This is a genomic window from Sulfitobacter sp. SK011 (genome assembly GCF_003352065.1).
In the GTDB taxonomy this organism is placed as follows: Bacteria; Pseudomonadota; Alphaproteobacteria; order Rhodobacterales; family Rhodobacteraceae; genus Sulfitobacter.
Window position 1 is genome coordinate 16,661 of sequence record NZ_CP025803.1, and the last position, 24,786, is coordinate 41,446.

At 54.6% G+C, this 24,786-nt stretch carries 22 protein-coding genes; 9 read left to right on the forward strand and 13 right to left on the reverse strand.

The annotated features are described in order from the left end of the window. Nucleotides 1-63: 63 nt before the first annotated feature. The 3 genes from C1J02_RS00065 to C1J02_RS00075 all read right to left on the reverse strand — a co-directional run bounded on the left by C1J02_RS00065 (nucleotide 64) and on the right by C1J02_RS00075 (nucleotide 5,181). A complete protein-coding gene (locus tag C1J02_RS00065; protein ID WP_114876587.1) occupies nucleotides 64-1,176 on the reverse strand; it encodes a carbon-nitrogen hydrolase family protein in 1,113 nt (370 codons plus the stop codon). A 166-nt stretch (nucleotides 1,177-1,342) separates the two neighbouring features. Beyond that, entirely contained in the window at nucleotides 1,343-4,111 is a 2,769-nt protein-coding gene (locus C1J02_RS00070) for a TRAP transporter permease (protein WP_114876588.1), read from the reverse strand. A 110-nt stretch (nucleotides 4,112-4,221) separates the two neighbouring features. After that, nucleotides 4,222-5,181, reverse strand: a complete 960-nt coding sequence (locus C1J02_RS00075; RefSeq protein WP_114876589.1) for a TAXI family TRAP transporter solute-binding subunit — start codon at nucleotides 5,179-5,181, stop codon at nucleotides 4,222-4,224. 409 nt (nucleotides 5,182-5,590) lie between these two features. Between C1J02_RS00075 and C1J02_RS00080 the strand changes: the two genes are divergently transcribed. Then, complete coding sequence (locus C1J02_RS00080; RefSeq protein WP_114876590.1) at nucleotides 5,591-7,207, forward strand: FMN-binding glutamate synthase family protein; 1,617 nt, start codon at nucleotides 5,591-5,593, stop codon at nucleotides 7,205-7,207. 74 nt (nucleotides 7,208-7,281) lie between these two features. On the opposite strand, the gene gabT is transcribed toward C1J02_RS00080, so the two are convergent. Beyond that, entirely contained in the window at nucleotides 7,282-8,682 is a 1,401-nt protein-coding gene (gene gabT, locus C1J02_RS00085; RefSeq protein WP_114880266.1) for a 4-aminobutyrate--2-oxoglutarate transaminase, read from the reverse strand. 184 nt (nucleotides 8,683-8,866) lie between these two features. Here gabT and C1J02_RS00090 point away from each other — a divergent pair, with 184 nt between their 5' ends. Further along, on the forward strand, nucleotides 8,867-9,418 hold the full coding sequence (locus C1J02_RS00090; protein ID WP_114876591.1) for a cupin domain-containing protein: 552 nt from the start codon (nucleotides 8,867-8,869) through the stop codon (nucleotides 9,416-9,418). A gap of 24 nt (nucleotides 9,419-9,442) precedes the next feature. Here C1J02_RS00090 and C1J02_RS20745 read toward each other — a convergent pair whose 3' ends face one another. From C1J02_RS20745 to C1J02_RS00105, 4 genes are all read right to left on the reverse strand, one after another. Further along, entirely contained in the window at nucleotides 9,443-9,601 is a 159-nt protein-coding gene (locus C1J02_RS20745; protein WP_162798195.1) for a hypothetical protein, read from the reverse strand. Nucleotides 9,602-9,739: 138 nt separating this feature from the next. After that, entirely contained in the window at nucleotides 9,740-11,461 is a 1,722-nt protein-coding gene (locus C1J02_RS00095; RefSeq protein ID WP_114876592.1) for a sensor histidine kinase, read from the reverse strand. A 2-nt stretch (nucleotides 11,462-11,463) separates the two neighbouring features. Next, nucleotides 11,464-12,021, reverse strand: coding sequence for an RNA polymerase sigma factor (locus C1J02_RS00100; protein WP_114876593.1), 558 nt, complete (start codon nucleotides 12,019-12,021; stop codon nucleotides 11,464-11,466). Beyond that, nucleotides 12,018-12,173: a NepR family anti-sigma factor gene (locus tag C1J02_RS00105; RefSeq protein ID WP_114876594.1), complete on the reverse strand. Its 156-nt coding sequence runs from the start codon at nucleotides 12,171-12,173 to the stop codon at nucleotides 12,018-12,020. The genes C1J02_RS00100 and C1J02_RS00105 overlap by 4 nt, the downstream gene beginning before the upstream one ends. Before the next feature lie 111 nt (nucleotides 12,174-12,284). Here C1J02_RS00105 and C1J02_RS00110 point away from each other — a divergent pair, with 111 nt between their 5' ends. Together C1J02_RS00110 and C1J02_RS00115 are read left to right on the forward strand one after the other, a co-directional pair. Then, nucleotides 12,285-13,094: a response regulator gene (locus tag C1J02_RS00110; RefSeq protein ID WP_114880267.1), complete on the forward strand. Its 810-nt coding sequence runs from the start codon at nucleotides 12,285-12,287 to the stop codon at nucleotides 13,092-13,094. Between the two features lie 170 nt (nucleotides 13,095-13,264). Next, on the forward strand, nucleotides 13,265-13,585 hold the full coding sequence (locus C1J02_RS00115; protein WP_114876595.1) for a YqjD family protein: 321 nt from the start codon (nucleotides 13,265-13,267) through the stop codon (nucleotides 13,583-13,585). Nucleotides 13,586-13,914: 329 nt separating this feature from the next. On the opposite strand, the gene C1J02_RS00125 is transcribed toward C1J02_RS00115, so the two are convergent. Then, on the reverse strand, nucleotides 13,915-14,265 hold the full coding sequence (locus tag C1J02_RS00125) for a hypothetical protein (RefSeq protein WP_114876597.1): 351 nt from the start codon (nucleotides 14,263-14,265) through the stop codon (nucleotides 13,915-13,917). An 87-nt stretch (nucleotides 14,266-14,352) separates the two neighbouring features. Here C1J02_RS00125 and C1J02_RS00130 point away from each other — a divergent pair, with 87 nt between their 5' ends. Continuing rightward, entirely contained in the window at nucleotides 14,353-15,081 is a 729-nt protein-coding gene (locus tag C1J02_RS00130) for a Crp/Fnr family transcriptional regulator (RefSeq protein WP_114876598.1), read from the forward strand. Nucleotides 15,082-15,102: 21 nt separating this feature from the next. On the opposite strand, the gene C1J02_RS00135 is transcribed toward C1J02_RS00130, so the two are convergent. Continuing rightward, nucleotides 15,103-16,032 (reverse strand): YihY/virulence factor BrkB family protein, encoded by a 930-nt coding sequence (locus C1J02_RS00135; RefSeq protein ID WP_114876599.1) that lies wholly within the window; start codon nucleotides 16,030-16,032, stop codon nucleotides 15,103-15,105. Between the two features lie 36 nt (nucleotides 16,033-16,068). Next, nucleotides 16,069-16,914, reverse strand: coding sequence for a formate/nitrite transporter family protein (locus tag C1J02_RS00140; protein WP_114876600.1), 846 nt, complete (start codon nucleotides 16,912-16,914; stop codon nucleotides 16,069-16,071). Between the two features lie 141 nt (nucleotides 16,915-17,055). Here C1J02_RS00140 and C1J02_RS00145 point away from each other — a divergent pair, with 141 nt between their 5' ends. Then, the gene (locus C1J02_RS00145) at nucleotides 17,056-18,309 is read left to right on the forward strand and encodes an aminotransferase class V-fold PLP-dependent enzyme (RefSeq protein WP_114876601.1); all 1,254 of its coding nucleotides are present in this window, start codon (nucleotides 17,056-17,058) and stop codon (nucleotides 18,307-18,309) included. A 101-nt stretch (nucleotides 18,310-18,410) separates the two neighbouring features. After that, complete coding sequence (locus C1J02_RS00150) at nucleotides 18,411-19,691, forward strand: acetylornithine deacetylase/succinyl-diaminopimelate desuccinylase family protein (RefSeq protein WP_114880268.1); 1,281 nt, start codon at nucleotides 18,411-18,413, stop codon at nucleotides 19,689-19,691. On the opposite strand, the gene C1J02_RS00155 is transcribed toward C1J02_RS00150, so the two are convergent. After that, on the reverse strand, nucleotides 19,688-20,953 hold the full coding sequence (locus tag C1J02_RS00155; protein WP_114876602.1) for an Hsp70 family protein: 1,266 nt from the start codon (nucleotides 20,951-20,953) through the stop codon (nucleotides 19,688-19,690). The genes C1J02_RS00150 and C1J02_RS00155 overlap by 4 nt on opposite strands. A gap of 130 nt (nucleotides 20,954-21,083) precedes the next feature. On the opposite strand from C1J02_RS00155, the gene C1J02_RS00160 reads away from it, so the two are divergent. Next, nucleotides 21,084-22,565 carry an ABC transporter substrate-binding protein gene (locus C1J02_RS00160; RefSeq protein WP_114876603.1) on the forward strand — a complete coding sequence of 494 codons (1,482 nt, stop codon included), beginning with the start codon at nucleotides 21,084-21,086 and terminating at the stop codon, nucleotides 22,563-22,565. A 64-nt stretch (nucleotides 22,566-22,629) separates the two neighbouring features. After that, nucleotides 22,630-23,598 (forward strand): adenylate/guanylate cyclase domain-containing protein, encoded by a 969-nt coding sequence (locus C1J02_RS00165; protein ID WP_114876604.1) that lies wholly within the window; start codon nucleotides 22,630-22,632, stop codon nucleotides 23,596-23,598. A 12-nt stretch (nucleotides 23,599-23,610) separates the two neighbouring features. Here C1J02_RS00165 and C1J02_RS00170 read toward each other — a convergent pair whose 3' ends face one another. Next, nucleotides 23,611-24,723 carry an acetoin utilization protein AcuC gene (locus C1J02_RS00170; protein ID WP_114876605.1) on the reverse strand — a complete coding sequence of 371 codons (1,113 nt, stop codon included), beginning with the start codon at nucleotides 24,721-24,723 and terminating at the stop codon, nucleotides 23,611-23,613. Nucleotides 24,724-24,786: the final 63 nt, after the last annotated feature.

The window sequence follows — 24,786 nt, forward strand, 5'->3', positions numbered from 1 at the left end:
GTGCGGGGTTCACTGTGGCATGATCGCCCCGGCCGAAGAAGCCGAGGCGGGAAACGCCGCAGCTTAACCGCTAGATGAATCGGCTGTGTCGGTAAAAATACCGGGTTTCACAGGTAGGTTGGGCATCGCCGCAGCAGGTGCGGCAGTTGTCTGTGCGTCGGAGGGCGGGTTTGCCGTCCCGGCCGACGCGTTGGGCATTGGTTCGGTCCCGATACTTTCAGGCGCGCTGGAAAAGGGAAGTGTCGCCTCCTGACCCTTAAATGTGGGGGCCTCAGGAATAAGTTGTGATGGTACGTCTACATGCAAACCAGCGCGGGTCCCTTGGTGTGGAATCTCTAGTGGACCCAACGTCTTTAAATAGGCATCAGTTCCGCTGTTGCGGTCATAGACCGAGAAATCTGTTGATCGGTCGCGGAAGGATTTGAGGACCTGACCCAGACCTTTCATGCCTGTCTCGCGCTGACGACGCACCATCGACAGATCAATTTCGATCGGGAACATGTCTTCTTGACCGGCCGACTGGTGCAACACCATCGAGGTCGGATCGACAACGCAGGATTTACCGACACCGCCCGCACCCAGACCGTTTACGGCAACGACATAGCACTGAAATTGCGCCGCAGTTGCGCGGGCAATAGCCAGTTCAGCATCGCGGTCAGTTGTGCCTGTCAGCACAGGGTTCAGCAACACCTCTACACCCTGACTGGTCAGCTGGCGCGTGGTTTCGGGGAACCAGATATCATAGCAGATCGACAGGCCGAAACGGCCAACTTCCGGTACGTCGAAAACACAGAATTCAGTCCCCGCGGCGATGCCCGCCTCATAGGGCCGGAATGGAAACATCTTGGAATATCGGCGGATGATCTCGCCTTCCGGGTTGATCACCACGGCGGTGTTATAGACCCTGCCGTCTTCGCTGTTCTTTAGAAACATAGAACCCGGGATCAGCCAGACCCGGTGCTTGCGTGCGGCCTGTTGGAACTTCTCAAGTGTTTCATTGTCTTGCGGCAGGGCAAAGCGGTCAAGCGGGCCGTAGGGCGCGAGTTCAGAGAACAAGACCATCTGCGTCCACGGAAACCGTGCCATGAGGATATCGAGTCGCTGGATCATACCATCGACATTGGATTGAAGGGCGTTGACGTACATTTGTACGCCTGCGATTGCGAAAGGTGTCATAGCTGTTCACTCCGTGCAAAGCAGCGCTTTTTAGCAGGAAAAGTCCCGCCAAACATGCTGCGTTGCGCGTTCCTTACGCCGATCGGCGAGGAAGTAAAACAGGTGACTTTCGGACAACCTGAATGACCAAAGACCGGCCAGTATGTATTTGCGTCAAAGATAGTTCTTACGCCGCAACAGACTGTCGGGTGCCGCGCGCGTTGCGGCCCCTTTGCAGGAAAATGACCAAGAGCAAAAGCAACAGGGCGGGGATAAACATGAAATATTTACTGGGCTGGCTGACGGGTTTGAGAACCCGAAGAACCTCTTGATCCCAATCCAGACCCGCTGATTGTGCAGCGGAATCGTAGACAACATCGTCCACAAGCATCTTGCCACTGTCTTCTCTAAACGCCAGTCCTGCAGCCTCCAGTTTCTCCTCACCTGTGGCCCCTTCACCAATGGGCAACAGTGCTACAAACTCGATCGGATCGCCCAAATCATTCAAACCCGCCACCCGCAGGCGCAATTCCTCGCCAGCTGGCGTATCATTGGCGGCCTGTACAATCTCGGTCGGGGCTTCTTCGCTGTAGGGTGGCGACACCATATCCATCCAGAAACCCGGGCGGAAAAAGGTGAACGCGATCAACAACAGTGCCGCACTTTCGTAAAAGCGGTTTTTCGCCAGGAACCAACCTTGGGTCGCCGCCGCAAACAACAGCATCGCAAATGTGGCAACGATGAAGACGAATATCCCCTGCGCCCAGGTGACCCCAATCAACAGCAATTCCGTGTTGAAGATAAACAGAAACGGCAAGGCGGCAGTGCGCAGGCTATAGAAGAACGCAACCACACCTGTCTTAATCGGGTCGCCACCTGAGACAGCCGCCGCCGCAAAACTGGCGAGGCCAACAGGTGGCGTCACATCCGCCATGATGCCGAAGTAGAACACAAACAGATGCACAGCGATCAGCGGCACAATCAATCCGTTCTGCTGACCAAGCGTCACAATGACAGGGGCCAGCAGCGCGGACACAACGATATAGTTTGCCGTCGTCGGCAGCCCCATACCAAGGATCAGTGACAGAACTGCGGTCAACAGCAGAATGGCAAGAATATTACCACCCGACAGCACCTCAACCACATCGGCAAGGGCAGACCCCACGCCGGTCTGGCTTACCGCACCTACGATAATACCGGCCGTTGCTGTTGCGATGCCGATACCGATCATGTTGCGAGCACCGGTGACCAATCCGTCAATCAAATCGGCAAAGCCTTCTTTGATATCGGTGGCCAATTTGCTCTCGCCCCGGAAAATCGCCATCAAAGGTCGCTGCGTCAGCAGGATAAAGACCATGTAGGATGCCGCCCAGAAAGCGGACAAGCCGGGCGACAAACGGTCTACCATCAAGGCCCAGACCAGCACGACGACTGGCAGGATAAAGTGCAGACCTGACCGCGCGGTCGGACCCGGTAGCGGCAGGGTCGTCACTTCTGCATTCGGATCGTCCATCTTGAGCGGCTCTTCCTTGCTGCCGACATAGAGAAGTCCAACATAGACGGCTGTCAGGAAGGCAAAGATGATGTATCCGGCAGAGTTCGGGAAGGCGGGACGAATCCAGCCCATCAAATAGTAAACTGCAAAGGACAATGCGCAAATTGCGATGATCGCAAAGGCGATGCCGATCATCTGCTGCACTAGCGGCTTGGGCGTATAGGCGCGCGGCAGACCCTGCATGCCGGCCTTCATCGCTTCGAGGTGCACGATATAGACCAGCGCGATGTAGGAAATCACCGCAGGCAGGAAGGCATGTTTGACCACGTCAAAATAGGGAATGCCGACATATTCGACCATCAGGAAAGCCGCAGCACCCATGACTGGTGGCATGATCTGGCCGTTCACAGATGAGGCGACCTCGACCGCGCCAGCTTTTTCGGAACTGAAGCCGACCTTTTTCATAAGCGGAATCGTGAATGTCCCCGTGGTCACCACGTTGGCAATCGACGACCCGGAAATCAGACCGGTCATGGCCGACGCAACAACCGCCGCCTTTGCCGGTCCGCCGCGCATGTGGCCCATCAGGCTGAATGCGACCTGGATAAAGTAATTGCCCGCGCCCGCACGATCCAACAAGGAGCCGAACAACACGAACAGGAAAACAAAGGATGTCGAAACGCCCAGTGCGATGCCGAACACGCCTTCAGTTGTGATCCACTGGTGGTTCACAATTTCCGAAAGGCTGTTGCCTTTGTGCGCGATGATGCCGGGCATGTAGGGGCCAAGCACGGTATACATAAGAAACACGGATGCGACGATCATCAGGGCCGGACCAAGGGCGCGGCGGGTTGCCTCAAGCAAGATCATCAAACCAATTACGGCAATGACAAAGTCCTGCATGATCGGCGCGCCGACACGGCCTGAAATATCACGGTAGTAGACGTATAGGTACAGCGCAGCGATGGCACCAACCACGGCCAATGCCCATTCCCAAACCGGAATCCGGTCTTTGGGAGAGCCGAGCACAACAGTCGCCACAACACCAAGTGCCACAAGTGGTATCCACCAGGTAGATGTGTCGTCTTTCGCCCCTGTCATAAAGAGAAACGCCAGCACGACCGGGACAATAACGCCAAGGCCGATTTGGAATTTGCTGCGGGTCGCGGGAAATGCGGCGATGCCGAGAAATACGGCGAAGGCCAGATGGATGGAGCGGCTTTCGGTGTCGTTGAATACACCCCAACCAACAATGAATGGAATGGGCGAGGCGATCCAAAGCTGGAACAGTGACCATGCCAATGCAACGAGCATCAGAAAGGTGCCAACCGGTCCACCGGCAGAGCGGCCCCCGGTGTCGGAAGATGCGACAAGTTCATCCAGTTCTTGCTGGCTTAACCCACCGCGCCCGGCGGCCGCGTTTTCGACGGCAGCAGCTTGCTGTTGATCGTTGTTGGTCATGGATCGTCCCCCTGTCGCCTTACCTTTGGGCAAGTGCACATTTTATTGTTGGGCCACAAAACACGCAGTGGCAAGAACCCTTGCCACTGCTTTCGTCAAATCAGACCGGGTTACTGGATCCAGCCTTTTTCTTTGTAGTACTTTTCGGCACCTGGGTGCAGCGGAGCAGAAAGACCGTCCTTTATCATCTCTTCTTCTTTGAGATTCTCAAAAGCAGGGTGCAGACGCTTGAAGCGATCAAAGTCATCAAAGACAGCTTTAACAACTTCATAAACGACATCGTCAGCTACATCCGCAGAGGTTACAAACGTTGCTTTCACACCGAATGTATTGGTTTCTGCATCAGACCCTTTGTACATGCCGCCCGGCACAGTGGCCGCTGCATAGTAAGGATTGTCAGCAATCAACTTGTCGATTTCAGGACCAGTGACCGGGACCAGAACAGCATCAACTGTTGAAACAGCTTCCTGGATCGACCCATTGGGGTGGCCAACAGTGTAGATGATCGCATCCACCTTGTTATCACCCAAAGCCGCGGCTTGTTCAGCGGGCTTCAACTCTGACGCCAGCGCAAAATCGGCCATTGTCCAGCCCAGCGCGTCCATAACGACCTGCATTGTGGCGTACTGACCAGAACCGGGGTTACCAATGTTGACGCGCTTGCCCTTAAGGTCGGCAAACGTCGAGATGCCCGCGTCTGCGCGCGCGATCACGGTGAACGGTTCGCCGTGGACAGAGAAAACTGCACGTGCTTTGTCGAACTTGTTGTCCGCAAATTCCGACGTGCCGTTGTATGCGTGGAACTGCCAATCAGATTGGGCAACGCCCATGTCCATGTCGCCTGCTTTGATCGCGTTGATGTTGGCGATGGAACCACCAGTGGACGGAGCCGTACACTTCAGGTTGTGCTCGGCTGAACCACGGTTGACCAAACGACAGATCGACTGACCCACAACGAAATATACGCCCGTCTGGCCGCCTGTCCCGATTGTGATGAATTTTTCCTGAGCCATCGCTGCGGTACCGGCCACCATGGCCCCCGCAACAGCAAGCATTTTAATCATTTTCATAGATTTTCTCCCGTTGTTATAGACTACATCCCGCGTTTTTCGCAGTGACATAAGCATCTGTGACACCACCAGACGTTACCCAGCTTTTCGGAACAGCAAAGAAGCCACTTGAGGCCCCAATTTCTTCCGAGAAACGTGGCAACTTGCGCACAAGATTCTAATCGACAGGTTAGGCACGTTTGAAATTATGATCAAGCAGTCAATAGGCTGGCATCACAATTTAGTCTAAGCATCTGTTATTGATACTTATTTCTATTTAATATGTTTCAATGCGAGGTTGTGAGTTTGCTCATCTGTTTAATATTATAGACAAACTTGCTAGATTTTAAACCAATGGCTTGCACGGTCTCACAATCCTGTCAAAGTCGGTACAAACTGAAACATTGTGATAACTTATGAACGGAATCATATGCCTAACCTGCATTCGCTGACCCGCTTCGTGCCGCTTATTGGCGTGCTGGTGCTTACCCTTGCTTCCTTCACTCTCATGCTTGCTTGGTCCATCTGGTTTATCCTGCCGCTTGGCATTTTTGGGGTGCTGTCGGGGATGGGGCTTTATGATCTTATACAGACCAAGCATTCAATTCTGCGCAATTACCCGGTGTTGGGACATATGCGGTTCTTCTTTGAAGGCATTCGTCCTGAGATCCGGCAATATCTGATCGAATCAGATCAGGATGAGGAACCGTTCAGCCGCGATGACCGCAGCCTTGTGTACCAACGCGCCAAGGGCCAGGAAGATGCACGGCCCTTTGGCACTCGGATGCGGGTATACGACGCCGGGTATTCTTGGGTCACGCATTCCGTGCAGCCAAAGCACATCACTGATACAAGTTTTCGCGTCAAAATCGGCAACAAGGCGTGCAAAAAGCCCTATTCGGCGTCGCTTTATAACATCTCTGCCATGAGCTTTGGATCGCTCTCTGCCAATGCAATTCAGGCCCTCAACACGGGTGCCAAGCTGGGTGGGTTTGCGCATGACACGGGCGAAGGATCCGTCAGCAGATATCACAAGGCAGGCGGTGGTGACCTTATCTATCAGGTGGCGTCAGGGTATTTTGGATGCCGCGCCAAAGACGGCACATTTGATGCAGACAAGTTCGCCGAAACCGCGTCTCTTGATCAGATCAAGATGATAGAACTGAAGCTGAGTCAGGGGGCCAAACCCGGTCATGGCGGCATGTTGCCTGCCTCCAAAATCAGCGAAGAGATTGCGGAGGCGCGGGGCGTGCCGATGGGACAGGACTGTGTGTCGCCTGCGGCACATTCCGCTTTTTCGACGCCAATTGAGATGATGCAGTTCTTGCAAAAACTGCGGGATCTGTCGGGTGGAAAGCCTGTGGGATTCAAGCTTTGTATCGGGCACCAGCGTGAATTTATGTGTATCGTCAAAGCGATGCTGGAAACAAAAATCATCCCCGACTTTATTGTGGTGGACGGTACCGAAGGTGGCACCGGGGCCGCACCGGTTGAGTTTTCAAATCACGTCGGTATGCCGATGGTCGAGGGGCTGACCTTTGTCCACAACACGCTGCGCGGCGCGGGCATTCGCGATCAGGTCAAGATTGGTGCCGCCGGGAAAGTTGTTTCTGCATATGACATCGCCCGGACGCTGGCGATGGGGGCAGATTGGTGCAACTCCGCCCGCGGCTTCATGTTCTCGATCGGCTGTATTCAGGCGCAGGCATGTCATACGAATCATTGCCCCGTCGGTGTCGCAACCCAGGACAAAATTCGTCAGCGGGCATTGGATGTGGGTCACAAAAGCGAACGCGTGGCCCGTTTTCATCGCAACACAATGGAAGCTTTGGCTGAAATGACCGGCGCGGCGGGGCTGTCGCACCCAAGTGACTTTCAGCCTCGTCATTTGATGCTGCGTCAGGGCGACAGCAGCATGGTTCAGGGTGATCAAGTTTACGCTTATCTGCCGGAAGGATATCTGTTGGATGATGCTGCGACCGACTTTGGTGGCAACAAGTCGCGATGGGCGCGCGCCCGTGCAGAAAGCTTTGCACCAGTGGATTGAGCGCCATACAGATAGGCTTGAACGAAAAAGGGCGCGCTGACTTCTCAGCGCGCCCTTTTTGCGATTTGGGTAACTTAGTGTGCTTCTTCAGCAATCGCTGCAACAACTGCGGCTTCAAAGATCGCCAGACCTTCTTCCACGATTGCGTCTGATGCGGTCAGCGGCACCATCACGCGCAGGGCGTTGCCGTGCAAGCCACAGCTCAGCAGCAGCAGACCACGCTTGAGCGCATGCGCAATAACGCGCTTGGTAAAGTCCGCATCGGGTTTGGCGCTGTCAAAGTCGGTCACAAACTCAACGGCAACCATCGCGCCCAATCCGCGAATATCCCAGAAACGGAAGGGTGCGGCCCGCTCACCGATTTCGGCAAAGCGCGCTTTGAAGGTTTCGCCCATCGCGGTGGACCGCGCCAGCAGGCCTTCTTCTTCGATCGCCTCGATCGCAGCCAATGCCGCGGCGCAGGCGACAGGGTTGCCCCCGTATGTGCCACCCAACCCGCCGGGGATCATCGCATCCATGATGTCCGCGCGGCCAATGACACCCGCCAGCGGATAGCCACCCGCCATTGATTTTGCCACTGTGATCAAGTCAGGAACAACACCGGAATGTTCAATCGCAAACCAGGTACCGGTGCGGCCGAAACCAGCCTGCACTTCGTCAGCGATCAACAAGATACCATGCTGGTCACAGATCTCGCGAAGCTGTTGCATCATTTCAAAGGGCACAGGGGTATACCCACCTTCGCCCAGAACCGGTTCAATGATGATCGCCGCCACACGTTCGGGCTGCGCATCGGTCAGAAACAGGTTCTTGAGGCCAATGATTGCGTCCTCGACAGTGATGCCATCACGCACGGATGGGAAAGGTGCGCGGTAGATATCAGACGGGAAAGGGCCAATGTCTTTTTTGTAGGGCGATACTTTGCCGGTCATTCCCAGCGTCAGCAATGTGCGGCCATGATAGCCACCGGTAAAGGCGATCACACCGGGACGACCAGTTGCGGCACGGGCGATCTTGACCGCGTTTTCCACCGCTTCGGCACCTGTGGTGACAAGCAGCGTTTTCTTGGGCGCGTCACCAGGGGCCAGTGCGTTCAGCTTTTCTGCCAATTCAATGTAAGGGCCGTAAGGGACAACCTGGAATGACGTATGCGTATAATGATCTTCCTGCGCCTTGGCCGCAGCGATCACCTTGGGGTGACGGTGGCCCGTGTTCAAAACGCCGATTCCGCCGACAAAGTCGATGTACCGGTTGCCTTCAACATCCCAAAGCTCTGCATTTTCTGCATACTTTGCATAGATGGGTGCCGCTGACGCAACGCCACGCGGCACAGCGGCCTCACGGCGATCAACCATCTGTGCGTTGGTAATATCAGCAGCAGCGACTGCCTGAGATACGATGTTCTTTACGGCTTCCATCTGCGTCTTCTTTTTTACGACGGCCTTGCGGCGGGGTTTCTTTGCGGTGCTGGACATATCAAATTCCTTTGTTTCAAACGCCAACATGCGTTTAAAAAATCGTCTTAGGATGTTTAATATAATTGTCAATTGGGATAATGCAACGCATTCGAAGGCCCGACGCATTGGGCCGGATTTTGCCTGTGACAAACCCCGATGCAAACGCTAGGAACATATTACAGCTGCTATAGGGGTTGCACCGTTGGACATTGGTCACAAACTCAGAACCATCAGGAAACAGCGCGGCCTGTCCCAACGGGAATTGGCGGCGCGGGCCGGTCTGACCAATGGCACAATTTCTCTGATTGAGAAGAATCGGACAAGCCCCTCGGTCGCGTCACTCAAAAGCCTGCTTGATGCCATTCCGATCAGCATGGCCGAGTTTTTTTCGACACTTGAGGAATCCCAAGCCCCAAAGGTATTTTACAAGGCTGAAGAGTTTACGGAGATCGCGCCCGTCAGCGAAGGGCAAGTGTCACTTCGCCAGCTGGGAAATGCAGAACACCATGCGTTGCAGGTATTGCATGAAACCTACCCTGCTGGTGCAGATACCGGACCGGAGTTGTTGTCACATAATGGCGAAGAGGCCGGGATCGTTGTGCGTGGGTCAATCGAAGTGACAGTTGATGGGAACGTGGCAGTCCTGAATGCTGGCGACGGATATCTTTTTGACAGCCGCTTGCCTCATCGCTTTCGAAATCTGGGTGACGCAATATGCGTGGTAGTCAGCGCATGCACACCGCCCAGTTTCTGAGGCGACGGCACATGCAATGCCGGATCACCGATCGGAATTTGAACGTGACTGCCTGTCAGCCTGACCGCTATTCCCATTGGAATTCTTCGGCCTGCTAACCCGATCATTCGTGGTCAACGCAATAATGATGATCCCGGCGAGGGTCAGGATCGTCAGGCTGCCCAGAAAGAGCTCTGTGGTCATGTCATTATCCTTTCGATCGTCTCGTTACATTCTAACGATCCGGTCAAGAATTCTGTTCCAAAATAAATAATTGCTCTCGTCGTCTGTGTTGCAAGAGCCATTGTAATCGACGCAGATTTAGGTGGCGTTAACTCACATTCAATAGTCGTAGACTTCTTTGTTCTTAGGCGGGACGGGAAAATTCACAGTCATTTGGTATTGGCCATCAGTTTCGTCCACCTCGACCTGACCGTTAAGCTGACGCGCAAATGCGAGGATGAGGGTCGAACCCAAACCGGTGCCCGGAACAACCGGCCCAATTGCAGTGGTGTTCGCAATCAAAAGCTGCGCCCGGTCAGGACCATCGTAGGACAGATTGATGGTGATCTGGCCTTTGTCCTTGGGCGCATGCGACACATATTTGAGCGCGTTCGTCATCGCCTCTGAGGCCAGCAACGTTAAGGGTGCTGCATCATCGGCGTTCAGAATAATTGGGTCATAGTGCTGGGAAACCTTTACATTTGAGCCAGGCGCAAACCCGACAGCCAGCAATTGGTTTACAACTTCGTGCAGAAGAACGCCAGCATCGACGCTGGCCAAATCCGTGTTCCGATAGAGGCTTTGGTGAACCGTCGCGAGGCTCAGGATACGGTCTTGCAACCGACGAAGCACAGTTTTGGCCTCTTCCGAATCCGATTGCCTGATCTGCATGTTCATAATTGACGAAATCAGCTGCAGATTATTTTTGACCCGGTGATGCACCTCTTTCAACAAGATGTTCTTTTCACGCAGGCTGTCTTCGAGGGTCGCTTCGTCGCGCAGGATCGATTCAGCCATCTCGATAAAGGCGCTTTCCATTTTTACCAATTCAATTGGCACACTCGGGCTCATTGTGTCGCGCGGCAGGGTGCGGTTGATCGCAAATCGGCGCATCTGACGCCCGAGTTTCCGAATGTGCGTCAACGCAAGCCGGTTCAGCGCCAAAAACGCGACGACCAGGCTGGCCACCCACATCAAAATTGGCAACATTGCGCTGAGCCTGGTCGAGATATCTGATTGCAGGAACGGTGTATCTGAATGCCAAACGCTTAGCGCATATACGGCGTCGGGAACGATGGGCAAAATGGCATAGGCGCGTTCTTGACCCGACTGGTTGCTGGCAAGGAAAACATGCGTGTTGTTTTCTGTAAACAGCGAAAGTTCTATGTTGGCAGGCGCCTCATTCTGAGCAACATTCGGCGACCGTTCGGTGGTCAGAATTTCCCCGTCTTGATTGAAGGTCATGAGTGACAGTGGCGCGATTTCGAGGGGGGGTTCATCGACACTTTCAAACGTCGTTGACGGGATCGAGATTGCCATAAAGCCAATCAATTCATCATCTTCAAAAACCGGGGAATTAACGATGATCACGTGTTTCCCACTCACGACACCGACCCCCCGCACTGATGCTTGACGCTCGCCCCGGCGCATCGCGCTTTGGAATCCTTTGTTTTTAGAAAAGTCACGGGATTCAGCGGACGAAGAGCACTCCATCAGACCATCTATCGGAATAAATCCAACCAAGCTGTAGATCTTCGACGCCTCTTTATATTCTCTCAGGAAATCTGAGCATTCCTGGCTGTTGTTGCGTCTTAGCCGAACAAGGACGGACAATGCCTCTGCCGCCCCAAATGCTTCCTGAAGGACCCGGCGCTCCGCACCAGAGGCCTGCTCAGTCACCGCAAGCAATGACAATTCTGCACTGGCTCTGCTTTGATCTGAGATCTGGCGGGTTTGCACAATCGCAATCAATCCGATCGGCAAAAGAGCGAGCGACAGGAAAAACAGAACCCGTACTGCCAAACCGCGCATCAGGCCGCCAGAAAGAAAACCAGAGGTCATTGTTAGAAAGAAGAGACTTTTGACGCGGACAGAACTGACATCGTCGCGTCGTCGGTCATTTCCAGCGACTCGTTCTCGTCATGTCCCATCAGTTCGGCCAATCGTGCACGTGCCCGGCTGGTGCGGCTCTTGATCGTTCCGACCGCCACGCCGCACATCTCCGCTGCTTCCTCGTAGGAGAATCCCGACGCACCAACAAGCAAAAGTGCCTCGCGTTGTTCATCCTGCAATTTCGCCAGCGCTTTTCGAAAGTCGGTCATTTGCATGTGGCCGTCATGAGCCGGCTTCTCTGCCAAGCTCTCCGTAAACACTCCATCCACGTCTGCAACCTCTCTTCGGGCCTTGCGACGGGACGAATAGTAGGTGTTGCGCAGGATCGTAAACAGCCAGGCGCGCATGTTCGTTCCAGCCTGAAATTTCTCGATGTTGGTCCACGCCTTGACCAAGGTATCCTGAACCATATCATCAGCAATTGCGCCGTTGCGGGTCAAGCTGATTGCGAACGCGCGCATTGCCGGCAGGTGCTCTACCAGTTCGTCACGCGGATCCTTATTTTTCATTTGTCGGACCCTTGTTTGGCGTCCTGCTGTTTGAGCTGATCCAACAGGAGCTTGAACCGATCCGGTATCCCTTCATCCAGTGTTTCATCGAAAACACGCTTGAGGTTTTCATCTATCACACGCTCACGCTCATCTTTCTTTCGGGATTGCACAACTTACCTCTGGATTCAGTAGCTCAAATGAATATTTTTCAGCTTTCAACGGAACTAAACGCAGGCTTGTGGTGTTTGGTTCCCGAAAATACAAAAAAAGGACTGCTTTTCATGAACGATGCAACTGAGACCCGCAATATTAGCGATGAGTTGGGTGCAAATATACCATTTCTGCGTCGGTTCGCGCGGGCCATGACAGGCAGTCAGCAAAGCGGAGACTCATTCGCAGCGGCCACTCTTGAGGCTATCCTTGCCGATCGTTCGGTTTTGGATGGGTTAGATACTAAGACAGGTCTGTTCAAAATTCTTTACGGCATCTGGTCCAGCGCCGGCGCACCCGTAGAAGAAGGTGAAAGCGGCGCACGGGCCAAGGCGCAAAAACGTTTGGCAAGCCTGACCAATAATAGCCGCGAGGCGCTGTTGCTGTACACAATCGAAGGGTTTTCGTTTTCTGAGATCGCCGAGATTATCGGCGTTGACCAACCCGAAGCGGAAGGGCTTGTCTCAATCGCGCGTCAGGAAATGGCCGACAGTACCGCCGGTTCGGTGATGATCATTGAAGATGAGGCGATTATTGCGATGGATATCGAATCCATCGTGTCGGATATGGGTCATCGCATCACCGGCATCGCACGCACCCGAGACGAGGCTGTAGAGTTGGGCAAATCAGATGTGCCCGATCTAATCCTTGCCGATATCCAACTGGCGGACAATTCATCTGGTATTGACGCTGTGAATGACTTGCTGGCAGAATTGGGGAACCGCCCCGTTATCTTTATCACCGCCTTTCCTGAACGCTTGCTGACAGGGGACAAGCCTGAGCCTGCCTTCCTGATATCCAAACCCTATTCGGTTGATCAGGTTGTTTCTGCGGTGTCACAGGCGATGTTCTTTTCTTCGACCGAAACACTGCACAGCTGAGCAGTTTTTGGCGATAGGCGATGTAGTATGAAAATGGGTGCCTCGCATCTTTGGCACCCACTTGCTTGTAAAGTAAGCAACCGAAGTCGGCTGGTTCCCATTTTGATGGGAACTTTCTGCGTCAACTGGGGTTTGATTGTAACGAAAGAAAAAGGTGAAGGAGATTACCAATGGTTTCTACAAAAGCCGCCAATAGAGATTCCAAGTCAGCTCATGACGTGACAGTGGGCGATCTTTCAGACCAGATCGCGGTTCTGAAAAATGACATCGCTGCCCTGACAAACACGCTGGGTGCCTATGGCAAAGCCAAATCAGAAGAGGCGTCGCGCACCGCGAAAGAGACTGTCGACGATCTGACAACCGCCGGTCGTGTTAAGGCGCTTGAGGCACAGCAGCAGGCAGAGGAATTTATTCGCACGCAACCGGCAACCGCCTTGGGCATCGCTGCTGGCATCGGTTTTCTTGTGGGTTTGATCACGGCGCGCCGATAACATGCTGGCGATGCTGACATACCACTTGCAAATGGCCGCGACCAGAACCGCGCAGACTGCTGTGCTGGGACTGGCCGCGGCTTTTTTGCTTTTGATTGGGTTGGGCTTTTTGACTGCGGCTGTTTGGCTATTGCTTGCCACGCTGACAACGCCTTTGATCACGGCACTCATCTTGGGCGGCATTTATTCAGGCGTGGGTTTCTTATTGTTGGCTGTCATATCGATGCGCAGTCAGGTAAGACGCCGAGAGCGCGCCGCAGCGTTGGCCGCAGTAGCGCCAGCTTCGTCCAACAATCTGACATCGATCATAGCCGCGTTTATGGCAGGCCTCACTGCTGGGAAGAAAGCGCGTTTCTGACCGCCGATACGAGCGTAGTGGAATTGAACGGGCGGGGCACAAATTGTGCTGCTGGACGGTTGCCATTTTCGGCGGGAATGTCATCGCAGATGATAACCAGACCCGCACGTTCGGCAAACGACAAAGTCTCGCTGCTGCCATCCAAGGCATCTTGGCCAGAGACAGAAAGAATGACGACAGACGGTGTGACCTGCTGCTCAATGCAACGGGCAAAATCCCGCAGATCTTCGATCATATGAATGACGCCGCAGAACGCGTCCTTCAAAGTTTCGATGATATCGGTTCGCACCAAAGGATCTTGTTCGTAGACGAGAAATCGCATGCGCTTGTTTCCTTATTAAGGATGACAATTACTCTGCGACAGGCGATCATGCATTAAACTGTGACATACCGAGAGGCAAAGAAAACGATGGCTACAAAGTGTCGATACTGCCCCTTGCAGCGCAAAGATCTTTTTGTGCGTATGTCAAAAGACGATCTGGAGTTCATGCAGAAGTTTAAAGCCGGCGAACTCACCGTCGAACCCGGTACGCCCATTTTAATGGAAGGCTCAAATGCGCCGCAGCTTTTCACCGCCCTATCCGGGATGGGCATCCGCGACAAGATGCTGAAGAATGGCGAGCGCCAAGTTCTCAACTTTGTTTTTCCCGGGGATTTCATTGGTTTGCAAGCAGGTATTCTTGGTAAAATGGGCCATTCCGTCGAGGCGCGAACGCATATGCGGCTCTGTGTCTTTAATCGGTCAGAGTTCTGGCAATTTTTCAAATCCAACCCGGCCAGGGCATTCGACATTACCTGGCTCGCTGCCATCGAAGAACACTTTTTGGGAGAGACGCTTGCATCTGTCGGGCAACGTACGGCAATTCAGGCAATTGCGTGGGCTCTGGTCAAAATTTTTCAGCGCGGTGATGCGCTGGGCATGGTCACGAATAACCAAATGGAACTCCCCTATACACAACGAGACTTGGCCGATGCTTTGGGTTTATCCCTGGTTCACACAAACAAAACGCTGGGCAAGTTAAAAGACCGGCAACTGGCCTCTTGGTCAGATCGGATGCTGCAGATCAACGATGTGAAATCTCTGGCGGACATTGCCATCATGTCGCTTAAAAAGGCACCTCAACGGCCATTCCTCTGACGCCGCAATGCGCTTACCGCCTCATGCGTCATTCGTGTCTTTGACAACATTATCAGCGGCATAGGCCCCTCGTTTGCCCAACGGTTTTGGGTCGCCAACGGTGCTGTCCGGCCTTGTACGCAGTTCAATCTGTGCATTCAGAGATGCGCCCAGAAGGACGAGAAAGCTGCTTATCCACAGCCAGATCAGCATCGCGATCACAGCCCCGATTGACCCATAGACCTGATTGTAGTTGCCAAAATTGGCCACGTAGTATGAGAACCCCACCGAAATAATCGCCCATGATACGACGGCAAGAATGGCACCGAATGACAGCCATTGAATCCGCGCTGGGCGGCGGTTTGGGCCATACCGATAAAGCACACCAACCCCAGCCAATAAGACGGTGATGGCAACGGACCACCGCACAAGGTCAGCAATGAAATTCCCGAAAGGCCCCAGCGGAATGAAAGCCAGGACAACCGGTGCCACAACAACAGTAAGCAACGCCGTGATCCCAACCGCAACCAGCCCGATGGTCAGCAACAATGCCCGAAAATAATGCCGCGCCGCACCTCGGTTGCGCTCGTTATAAACGTTGTTCAAGCCGATCATCATGGCCCCCACGCCTGCCCGCGCTGACCACAGTGCGGCCAACAGCGACAGCAATCCCGCCCACCCCAACGCGTCAGCCCGCGCAGAGACCAGCGACACCACCTGATCGTTAACGATCTGGTAGACATCATTGGGCAAAAAGCCCCGGATTGACTCAAGCTGCGCGATGACGACGACCGGATCAGAAATCAACCCAAGGATAGCGATCAAAGCGGCGAGCGCTGGAAAGATTGACAGCATGGCAAAGAACGCCACGCCTGCGGAAACAAGGCTGATATTGTTCTCTGAAATATGGTTAACGCTCGCCTTCAGTGCGGACCAATATACCTTGGGGTTTGTCGGGGGTGTCCGTTTCATCAACTGCTCAGTCTATCCAATTTCGGTGTTGATTGCCTAGCTGGGTTCAACATCATCGCGCACCTGACCCCAGGCAACCAAGGTAAAGATCAATGTACCGCCGATGATATTGCCCGCCAGCACTGGTAAGAAGAATCCAAAAACAGCCGGACCCGCACTTAACTGCCCTTGCAACACGAGCACAGCCATCTCGACCGATCCTGCTACGATATGAGTAAAATCACCGGCAGCAATCAACCAGGTGAATGTCAGGATCAGGAAAAACGCTGTTTCATCCGCCTGAGGCAGCATCCAGACAATCAGCGCCACGATGATACCTGCGGGAATTGCCCGCCAGAACCCTTCACCTGCACCCATCCCTGTTGCATGGCGCGATAAATCTTCAATCGCGAGCATCAGGTCAGAAGGCAAGGCAGGGGTAAAAACAAACAGCGCAGCAGCGGCAAATGCACCGATCACATTCGCTGAAAGAACGATCGCCCAAAGACGCATCATACTGCCAAATGCCCGCCACGAGCGGGCCTTCATCACCGGCAAAACCGTCGTTATGGTGTTTTCGGTAAAAAGCTGCATCCGGCCCATGATGACCGCCAGAAATCCAAGCGAATATCCCAAATTCTCAATCAGGAACCGATAGGATGTATCCGGTAAATGGGTCCGAAAAATCGCTTCTCCCAGAACGGACAGGCTGATCAGCATACCTGCCGCGATCCCTGACCACATCAGTGACTTTTTGGACCGCGCCAGCTCTTCCTCGCCATCGCGGCGGATCACCTCATAAATCAGCTTCGGCGACAGCGCAGCGGCTTCACTGACCGATCTTTCCTCGGCTGCCTCTTCGACGGATTTGTTTATTGGGCGATGTTGGATAAGCGGGGCCATTTTTCTTTCCTCAATATTCTTTCGGGTGACTTAGCGCATTTTCTCCGAGGGCCTAGCAAAAAAGATCAGCACTATGTCGCAAAACACCTTGCAGGACCGGTGAGACCCGCAAAGATGCGCGTGATAGCATAAGGACAAAGAATGATCACCAATTCGCCAACGCTGACCAGTGATATCCGCAACCGGTTTGCACATGTGGAAACCTGCCCATTTTCTGGTCCGCGGATCTTTTTTGAAAATGCCGGTGGGGCGCTGACCCTAAAATCAGCGGTGGAAACATCTGCGATCTTTGCCGCCATCCCAGACAACCAGGGCCGCGATAATCCCGCATCAGCCGCATTGGTCGATGTGATCACTCGCGCCAAGGCGGACATGGCATTATTCTTCAACTCAGCTGACGGCACGTTTTTTGTGGGTGAATCCGGAACTGAACTGTCCTTCAGGCTCATCCGCACCGCGATCATGGGGTCAGCGCCGGGTGGGACGGTGATTGGGTCGTCCATTGAACACCCCGCATCGCGCAGTGCCGCACTTCATTGGGCGAAAATGGCCGGGAAACCCTATATTGACGTAGCCCATAATGATGCGACGGGTCAGGTGACGGCAGAAATGTATGCCAGTCAGATGACACCAGATGTCCGTGTGGCCACAATTCTGCATACATCGCCGGTGACAGGTATCGCAAACGATGTTGCCGCAATTTCTGCCGCGATCAGAGCGGTTTCACCCGATGCATTCATCTTTGTTGATGGCATCCAACACGCCAGCCACGGTCACATCGACATCACAAGCTATGACATCGACGGCTATGTGGTATCGCCTTACAAAGTCTTTTCGCGTCATGGATATGGTGTGGCCTGGGCGTCTGATCGGCTTACTGCGCTGCCGATTGAAACGCTCAAGAACGGCCCCATCGGAAACTGGGAAATGGGCACGCGCGATACAGGGTCCTATGCGACATTCTCAGACGTGGTGCGGTATTTCGAATGGCTGGGCGAAAAGGTGTCAGACACGACTGACCCACGCGCAAAAATTGAGGCTGCGGGCAAGGCAATCCATGATCATGAACAAACGCTGACAGATGCGATGTTGCGGGGGATTGGAAATCTGCCTGGTTTGGCCGACCTGCCGGGTGTGACGATCCTTGGCGGCGCGGACAACCCGGATCGCGAAGGGCTGGTGTGCTTTGCACTAGACAACGTTCCTGCCAGCGACATCGTCGACAATTTGAATGATGTGGGCATTCGCACCCATATTCGCCGCGCGGATCATTATTCCGGCAATATCCTAACCCCGTTGGGATTGGACGCAGCCGTGCGCGTATCGCTGTGCCACTACAATACATTGGATGAGGTGCGCAGCCTGCTGGCGGCAATGAAGGACATTGCAGATTAACGAAAACGCCCTCTGCTTCACCCTTTTAAAAATACCGAAATGCGACGCCTGTACCAAACTCGCCGCTTGCCAACCGGACGCAACCGTTGAACCATGTGATGATGAAGAGCATCCTTTCAAACGCTGTTACCGCCAAACGCGACGATCTGATCGCGCTGACGCAGGATTTGATCCGCATCCCGACCCTGAACCCACCGGGTGAAAATTATCGGCAGATCTGCGAATATCTGGACAAACGCCTGTCCGGCCATGGCTTTGAAACCGAATTGATCCGCGCCGTCGGTACGCCGGGGGACGGTGATAAATATCCGCGCTGGAACATCATCGCGCGCCGGACCGGCGCACGCAGCGGTGAATGTGTGCATTTCAACAGCCACACAGATGTCGTTGAGGTTGGTGCCGGCTGGACGTTTGATCCGTTTGGCGCTGAGGTGTCTGACGGCAAGATTTATGGGCGGGGCACTTGTGATATGAAAGGTGGCCTGGCGTCGTCGATCATCGCCGCAGAGGCGTTTATCGAAACGTACCCTGACTTTGCCGGCGCGATCGAAATTTCTGGCACAGCAGACGAAGAATCGGGCGGATATGGCGGCGTAGCTTATCTGGCTGAACATGGGTATTTTGACCCGGCCCGTGTCCAGCATGTGATCATCCCCGAACCACTGAACAAAGACCGTATTTGTCTCGGCCACCGTGGTGGATGGTGGGCCGAAATTGAGACAAAGGGTGAGATTGCCCATGGCTCGATGCCGTTTCTGGGCGACTGCGCAGTGCGCCATATGGGTGCGGTCTTGTCAGAATTCGAGGACAAGCTTTTCCCGGCAATGGCCGCACGTCACACGGACATGCCGGTTGTTCCGCAAGGCGCGCGGTCGTCCACAATGAACATCAACTCGATCCATGGTGGGCAAAAAGAACCTGACAGCGATTTCACGGGCCTGCCGGCGCATTGCGTCCCGGATTCGTGTCGCATCGTGATTGATAGGCGTTTTCTGGTCGAAGAACCCCTTGATCAGGTGCGCGATGAGGTCACTGCGTTGTTGGACGGGTTGCGCGCGACCCGCGCCGATTTCAACTATGAGCTGACCGAGATAAACTCAGTTTTGCCGTCCATGACAGACCGGGATGCGCCTGTGGTTCAAACCGTGGCAAAAGCCATTGAGGATGTGATTGGCAAAAGTCCTGAATACGTCGCCTCGCCCGGAACCTATGATCAGAAACACATCGACCGTATTGGCAAGCTCAAGAACTGCATCGCATACGGTCCCGGCATATTGGAACTTGCGCATAAGCCTGATGAATATATTGGCATCGACGACATGGTCGATGCAGCGTGTGTCATGGGTGCCGCTCTGGAATCTCTGCTCCTGCCAAAGGTCTAATCAAACGCGGCGGCGGCGGCCAGCGCCAAGCCATCTACCACACCGGTCAGGGCCGCTGCTTGATGCACTTCGGCCTTTGGAAATTCGCGCCGAAGGGCCGCATCGACCACCCCCATCAAACTTGACCCGCCCACAAAAATCAGCCGCGAAACATCATCTTTGGCCAATCCGGCCTGATCAACGGTCTGCATGGCAGCATCAGCAATCTTGCCCGCCATCTGCGCAAGCGTCGCCGCCATCATCGCCGCAGGCAGCGGCAGGTTCAGACCACGTTCCAGCATGTCCAATTTGATCTCTGGGGGTGCTGTCCCGTTCGGATCGTTCGCCGCGATTTTCGCAGCCTCAACAGCAAAGGCCAGGTCATGACCCAGCTCTTGTTCCAAAACCGTCACCAACCGCGCTAACAGGCCCGGTTCCACCGCATGGCGCGCAAGGTCTTCTGCAGCGCGGCAGGTTTCGCGGGTGTAGAGAAAGGGGATCTTTTGCCATGTTGCAAGATCAGCGAACATCGACTGCGGTGCGACATGGGTCTCGCCGCCAAACATATGTTTGATGTCACTTCCCATGCCCAAATGGGGCATCACGTGCGCGAGGCTCAATTCACGGTCAAAATCTGTGCCCCCCAGCCGCAAACCATTGCTGGCCAGAATATCAATGTCGGCATCGCCTTGCTGTCTGAACAATGTGAAATCTGACGTGCCACCGCCAATATCCACAATCAGCCCCAAATCCCCCGCGTTCAAAAAGGCCCGGTTGGCAAGCGCTGCTGCCTCTGGTTCGGGCATAAACCGCACATCCGTAAACCCGGCCGCATGATAGCAATCGGTCAGATCGACCAGTGCCTGTGCATTGCGAACGGTATCAGCACTGTGAAACATCACAGGCCGTCCTGACAGGGCACGGTGAAATTTCTGACCGGTTGCCGCCTCGGCACGCGCCTTGATCTCGGCCAGAAACCGTCCAACAATTTCAATGAAATCCATACGCTTGCCCAACAAAACCCGGCTTTCACGCATCAGCGATGTACCAAGTAGGCTTTTGAGCGCCCGCATGTAACGCCCTTCATCGCCGCCAATCAACGCGGCTTGGGCCGGACGGCCAAAAACTGTCTGTTTCGCGTCAAAATCAAAGAACACGGCCGTCGGCAGCGTCTTTTCGCCAGGTTCGATATCAATCAAGTGCGGCATACCGTTGATCGCCACGCCCGCCGCGGAATTTGAGGTCCCAAAATCGATGCCCAACGTGGTGGATAACGCAACCATGACGCACCTTTGCCTATCAAGAAGGCCGGAGCCTTATCGCGATGACACAAAGGGCGCAACAAGGTTTGCCACTGGTGAACCAACACGAATCTGGCTAACCTCTTTGCTAAATATCAACAGGGAGATACCCATGTTCCACCTACGCTCACTATTTCTTGGTGCCAGTGCTGCGGCGCTGATTGCCGGGGCCGCCACGGCACAGCAAACTGACATCACAGTCGCACTTCAGCTGGAGCCACCGCATCTGGACCCGACATCAGCCGCCGCTGGTGCCATTGATTCGGTTCTTTATTCTAATGTGTTCGAAGGTCTGACCCGGTTCATGGGCGATGGGTCCATTGTGCCGGGGTTAGCTTCTTCATGGGAAATCTCTGAAGATGGCCTGACCTATACCTTCAAACTGCATGACGGCGTCAAATTTCACGATGGCACCACAATGGACGCCGAGGATGTGAAATTCAGCCTTGACCGGATTGGCGCAGAAGATAGCGCGAATGCCCAAAAGGCGCTTTATGCCGCGATTTCAGAGGTTAATGTGATTGACCCGCTGACGGTTGAGGTGAAGCTGTCTGAGCCCAACGGGAGTATGCTGTTTAACCTCGCATGGGGTGACGCGGTGATCGTGGCCCCCGAAAGCATCGAGAACATCAAGCAAAATCCAATCGGTACCGGTGCGTTCAAGTTCGACAGCTGGGCTCAGGGTGACAAGATTGAGCTTTCAAAGAACCCTGACTATTGGGGCACACCTGCGAAACTCGACAAGGCCACGTTCAAATTCATCTCTGATCCGACAGCGGCCTTTGCTGCAATGATGGCCGAAGACGTTGATGTCTTTTCACAATTTCCAGCCCCCGAAAACCTGCCACAGTTTGAGGCTGATCCAAGGTTTCAGGTGCTGATCGGATCGACCGAAGGGGAAACGATCCTGTCCACCAACAACAAGATGGCACCTTTTGACAATGTCAAAGTCCGCGAGGCCATCGCCCATGCGATTGACCGTCAGGCGATCATTGATGGTGCAATGTTCGGGTATGGCACCCCCATCGGAACTCATTTTGCCCCGCACAACCCGGCCTATATCGATCTGACCGGGATGAGCAGTTTTGACCCTGAAAAGGCCAAGGCGCTGCTGGCTGAGGCAGGGTTTCCGGACGGGTTTGAGACCACGCTTGATCTGCCCCCGCCTTCTTATGCGCGGCGCGGCGGTGAGATCATTGCAGCCCAACTGGCCGCAGTCGGCATCAAGGCCGAAATTCGCAATGTCGAATGGGCGCAATGGCTGGAAACTGTGTTTAAAGGCAAGAATTTTGGCCTGACCATCGTCAGCCATACCGAGCCAATGGACATCGGAATTTATGCAAAGCCGGATTACTATTTCCAGTACGACAATCCCGCGTTCCAAGAATTGATGACCAAGCTGAACAGCACCACAGACGATGCGATGCGGACCCAGATGATGGCAGACGCCCAGCGCATGATTTCCGAGGATTACGTGAATGGTTATCTGTTTCAACTGGCGGCAACGTCGGTGGCCAAGGCAGGCGTTCAAGGGTTGTGGAACAACGCGCCGACACAGGCAACTGATCTGACAGCGGTAAGCTGGGCCGAGTAAGCCACGGCGCACAATGAAGGGGCCCTGCACGCGTGGGGCCCTGCCGCCGTCGGAGTAAAAAAGCTTGGCTGATCCTTTCACCCCTTCCCCGGAACTTGCCGCGATTGCGACGCGGTGGATCAAGGCCTATTCAGCCAGACGTTCCGTCGCGGCAGCCAATCTGCTCTCCTCCTCCAAGGCACTGACTTACATCGGGTCGGATGAAGGCGAGTTGTTCAAAGGGGATACGCTGCGCGAGACGTTTGAGAAGTATTCGGATGATCAGGCCGTTCTGTTGCCCGAGAATATCAAGGCAACAGGGTATGAGGCAGGTGATTTCGGCTGGGCCTATACCACGCTCACCATACATTCGCCCGAGGCAAACCTGCGGGTCGCCTTTCGCAATACCTTTATCTTCACCATGGAAGACGGTGTTTGGCGGATCGTGCATATCCACAACTCCAACCCAAAACCCAACCTCGAAGCCATGGGATACGAGTTGGGACGGTTCGAGGATTTGCTGGACGCCGCGCGTGCCGAACGTGTGGAAAGCACCCAGACCGGGATAGCCTCGGTCATGTTCACAGACATTGTCGACAGTACTGCTCTGGCCTCTGCCGCGGGTGATCACCGATGGAACTGGATCGTGACGGAACATATTGGTTCGATCACCCAGCAGATACAGACCGAAGGCGGCACAATGGTCAAATCGCTTGGGGACGGGACGCTGTCGACCTTCGCATCGGCGGGTGCCGCGATGCGGACCGCGATTGCGATCCAACGGGGGATGGTCGCGCAGACGGACGAACCGAAACTGCGCATCCGGATCGGAATCCATACCGGTGATGTCATCCAGAACGAAGGTGACTTTGTCGGTACGGTCGTGAACAAGGCTGCGCGTGTTGCGGCAACCTGCGATCCGGGAAACATCAGAGTGTCAGAGGCAACGCGCGTCATGGTAGGCGACGCCGATGGCTTCAACTTCGTTGATCCGGTAGAGGTGCCGTTGAAGGGCCTCAAGGGTGAGCATCTCATACATTCCCTTGTTTGGTAGCTAACACACCGGTTACGAAACGCGTTGTGTCAGCAGGTAAACGGCATCCTTAACCTGATCCCGCACCGCCCCCTCACGCGGCGCATCGCGCAATGTGGTGAACCAATGATCGGGCGGGTTCTTGCCGCGCCGGTTGCCATCAAAGCGCAAGCCTCGCAGCACTGTTTCAGCGCTTTCGGGAAGGTGATCCGGTATATCTTGCCCATTCAGAATGCCCCAAACTCCGGTCCATAGCCGTCCGACGGACCAAGGGTTGTATCCACCACCGCCAAGCACCAAAAGCCGGGGCGCGAGGCCCATGAGGCTGCGCAGGATATCCCAATGGGCATTGTTGCTAAGGCAGAGGTGAGACAGCGGATCTTCTTCAACCCCGTCTGCACCACACAGGAAAACGAGGGCCTCAGGGGCAAAGGCGGTCACCTTTGGGACGATCAATGTGTCTCTGACAAAAGCCATTTCGCTGTCGTTGAACCCGCGCGGCACGGGCAAGTTCAAGGCATTGCCGCCGCCATCGTTTTCCAGCGCACCACTGCGCGGCCACAGACGGTCTTCGTGCACGGAAATCAACAGGCAATCGGGATCGCCGCCAAAGCCAACCTCAACCCCATCGGGATGGTGTGCGTCGATATCGACATAGGCGATGCGCCGCACACCGTGACTGCGCAGGCTGAGCATTGCAAGAACCGGGTCGTTCAAATAGCAAAACCCGTTCGCCCGGTCCGGCATACCATGGTGCGTGCCGCCTGCCGGATTATAGATCACACCACCGTCGCGCAGCAGTTCCCCCGCCAGAATTGACCCGCCCGCCGCCGTTGCGGGCCTGCGAAAAATCTCCGGGAACACTGGATTGGTGACGCTTCCGATATCATGGCGCGTCAAATCTTCTGCGGTTGCGGCCTGCGCTGCCTCAACTCTTTGCAATGCGCCGATGTAATCTGACGTATGCCACCTTGTCAGCGCCGCAGGTTTGGCGCGGGGCGAGGTGATAAATTGCTCTTTCGGAAGCCACCCCAAAGCCCGGGTGAGGTCCATCACCGTTGACATACGCGGCACCCGCAACGGGTGCCACCGCCCATAGCTTGAGCCACGGAAAATCTCATGTCCAATGAAAGCAGGATGCTGCATGAGGCAAACCTAACGCGGTCCGGTCAAATTGCCAGCCACAGTGATCGCAGTCTGGACGCCCCT

Coding starts and splice junctions, on each gene's coding strand:
- C1J02_RS00150 (WP_114880268.1), top strand. CDS start 18,411: ATGAAGAGCATCCTTTCAAACGCTGTTACCGCCAAACGCGACGATCTG.
- C1J02_RS00095 (WP_114876592.1), bottom strand. CDS start 11,461: ATGACCTCTGGTTTTCTTTCTGGCGGCCTGATGCGCGGTTTGGCAGTA.
- C1J02_RS00115 (WP_114876595.1), top strand. CDS start 13,265: ATGGTTTCTACAAAAGCCGCCAATAGAGATTCCAAGTCAGCTCATGAC.
- C1J02_RS00065 (WP_114876587.1), bottom strand. CDS start 1,176: ATGACACCTTTCGCAATCGCAGGCGTACAAATGTACGTCAACGCCCTT.
- C1J02_RS00075 (WP_114876589.1), bottom strand. CDS start 5,181: ATGAAAATGATTAAAATGCTTGCTGTTGCGGGGGCCATGGTGGCCGGT.
- C1J02_RS00100 (WP_114876593.1), bottom strand. CDS start 12,021: ATGAAAAATAAGGATCCGCGTGACGAACTGGTAGAGCACCTGCCGGCA.
- C1J02_RS00125 (WP_114876597.1), bottom strand. CDS start 14,265: ATGCGATTTCTCGTCTACGAACAAGATCCTTTGGTGCGAACCGATATC.
- C1J02_RS00070 (WP_114876588.1), bottom strand. CDS start 4,111: ATGACCAACAACGATCAACAGCAAGCTGCTGCCGTCGAAAACGCGGCC.
- C1J02_RS00080 (WP_114876590.1), top strand. CDS start 5,591: ATGCCTAACCTGCATTCGCTGACCCGCTTCGTGCCGCTTATTGGCGTG.
- gabT (WP_114880266.1), bottom strand. CDS start 8,682: ATGTCCAGCACCGCAAAGAAACCCCGCCGCAAGGCCGTCGTAAAAAAG.
- C1J02_RS00130 (WP_114876598.1), top strand. CDS start 14,353: ATGGCTACAAAGTGTCGATACTGCCCCTTGCAGCGCAAAGATCTTTTT.
- C1J02_RS00135 (WP_114876599.1), bottom strand. CDS start 16,032: ATGAAACGGACACCCCCGACAAACCCCAAGGTATATTGGTCCGCACTG.
- C1J02_RS00110 (WP_114880267.1), top strand. CDS start 12,285: ATGAACGATGCAACTGAGACCCGCAATATTAGCGATGAGTTGGGTGCA.
- C1J02_RS20745 (WP_162798195.1), bottom strand. CDS start 9,601: ATGACCACAGAGCTCTTTCTGGGCAGCCTGACGATCCTGACCCTCGCC.
- C1J02_RS00155 (WP_114876602.1), bottom strand. CDS start 20,953: ATGGTTGCGTTATCCACCACGTTGGGCATCGATTTTGGGACCTCAAAT.
- C1J02_RS00160 (WP_114876603.1), top strand. CDS start 21,084: ATGTTCCACCTACGCTCACTATTTCTTGGTGCCAGTGCTGCGGCGCTG.
- C1J02_RS00170 (WP_114876605.1), bottom strand. CDS start 24,723: ATGCAGCATCCTGCTTTCATTGGACATGAGATTTTCCGTGGCTCAAGC.
- C1J02_RS00145 (WP_114876601.1), top strand. CDS start 17,056: ATGATCACCAATTCGCCAACGCTGACCAGTGATATCCGCAACCGGTTT.
- C1J02_RS00140 (WP_114876600.1), bottom strand. CDS start 16,914: ATGGCCCCGCTTATCCAACATCGCCCAATAAACAAATCCGTCGAAGAG.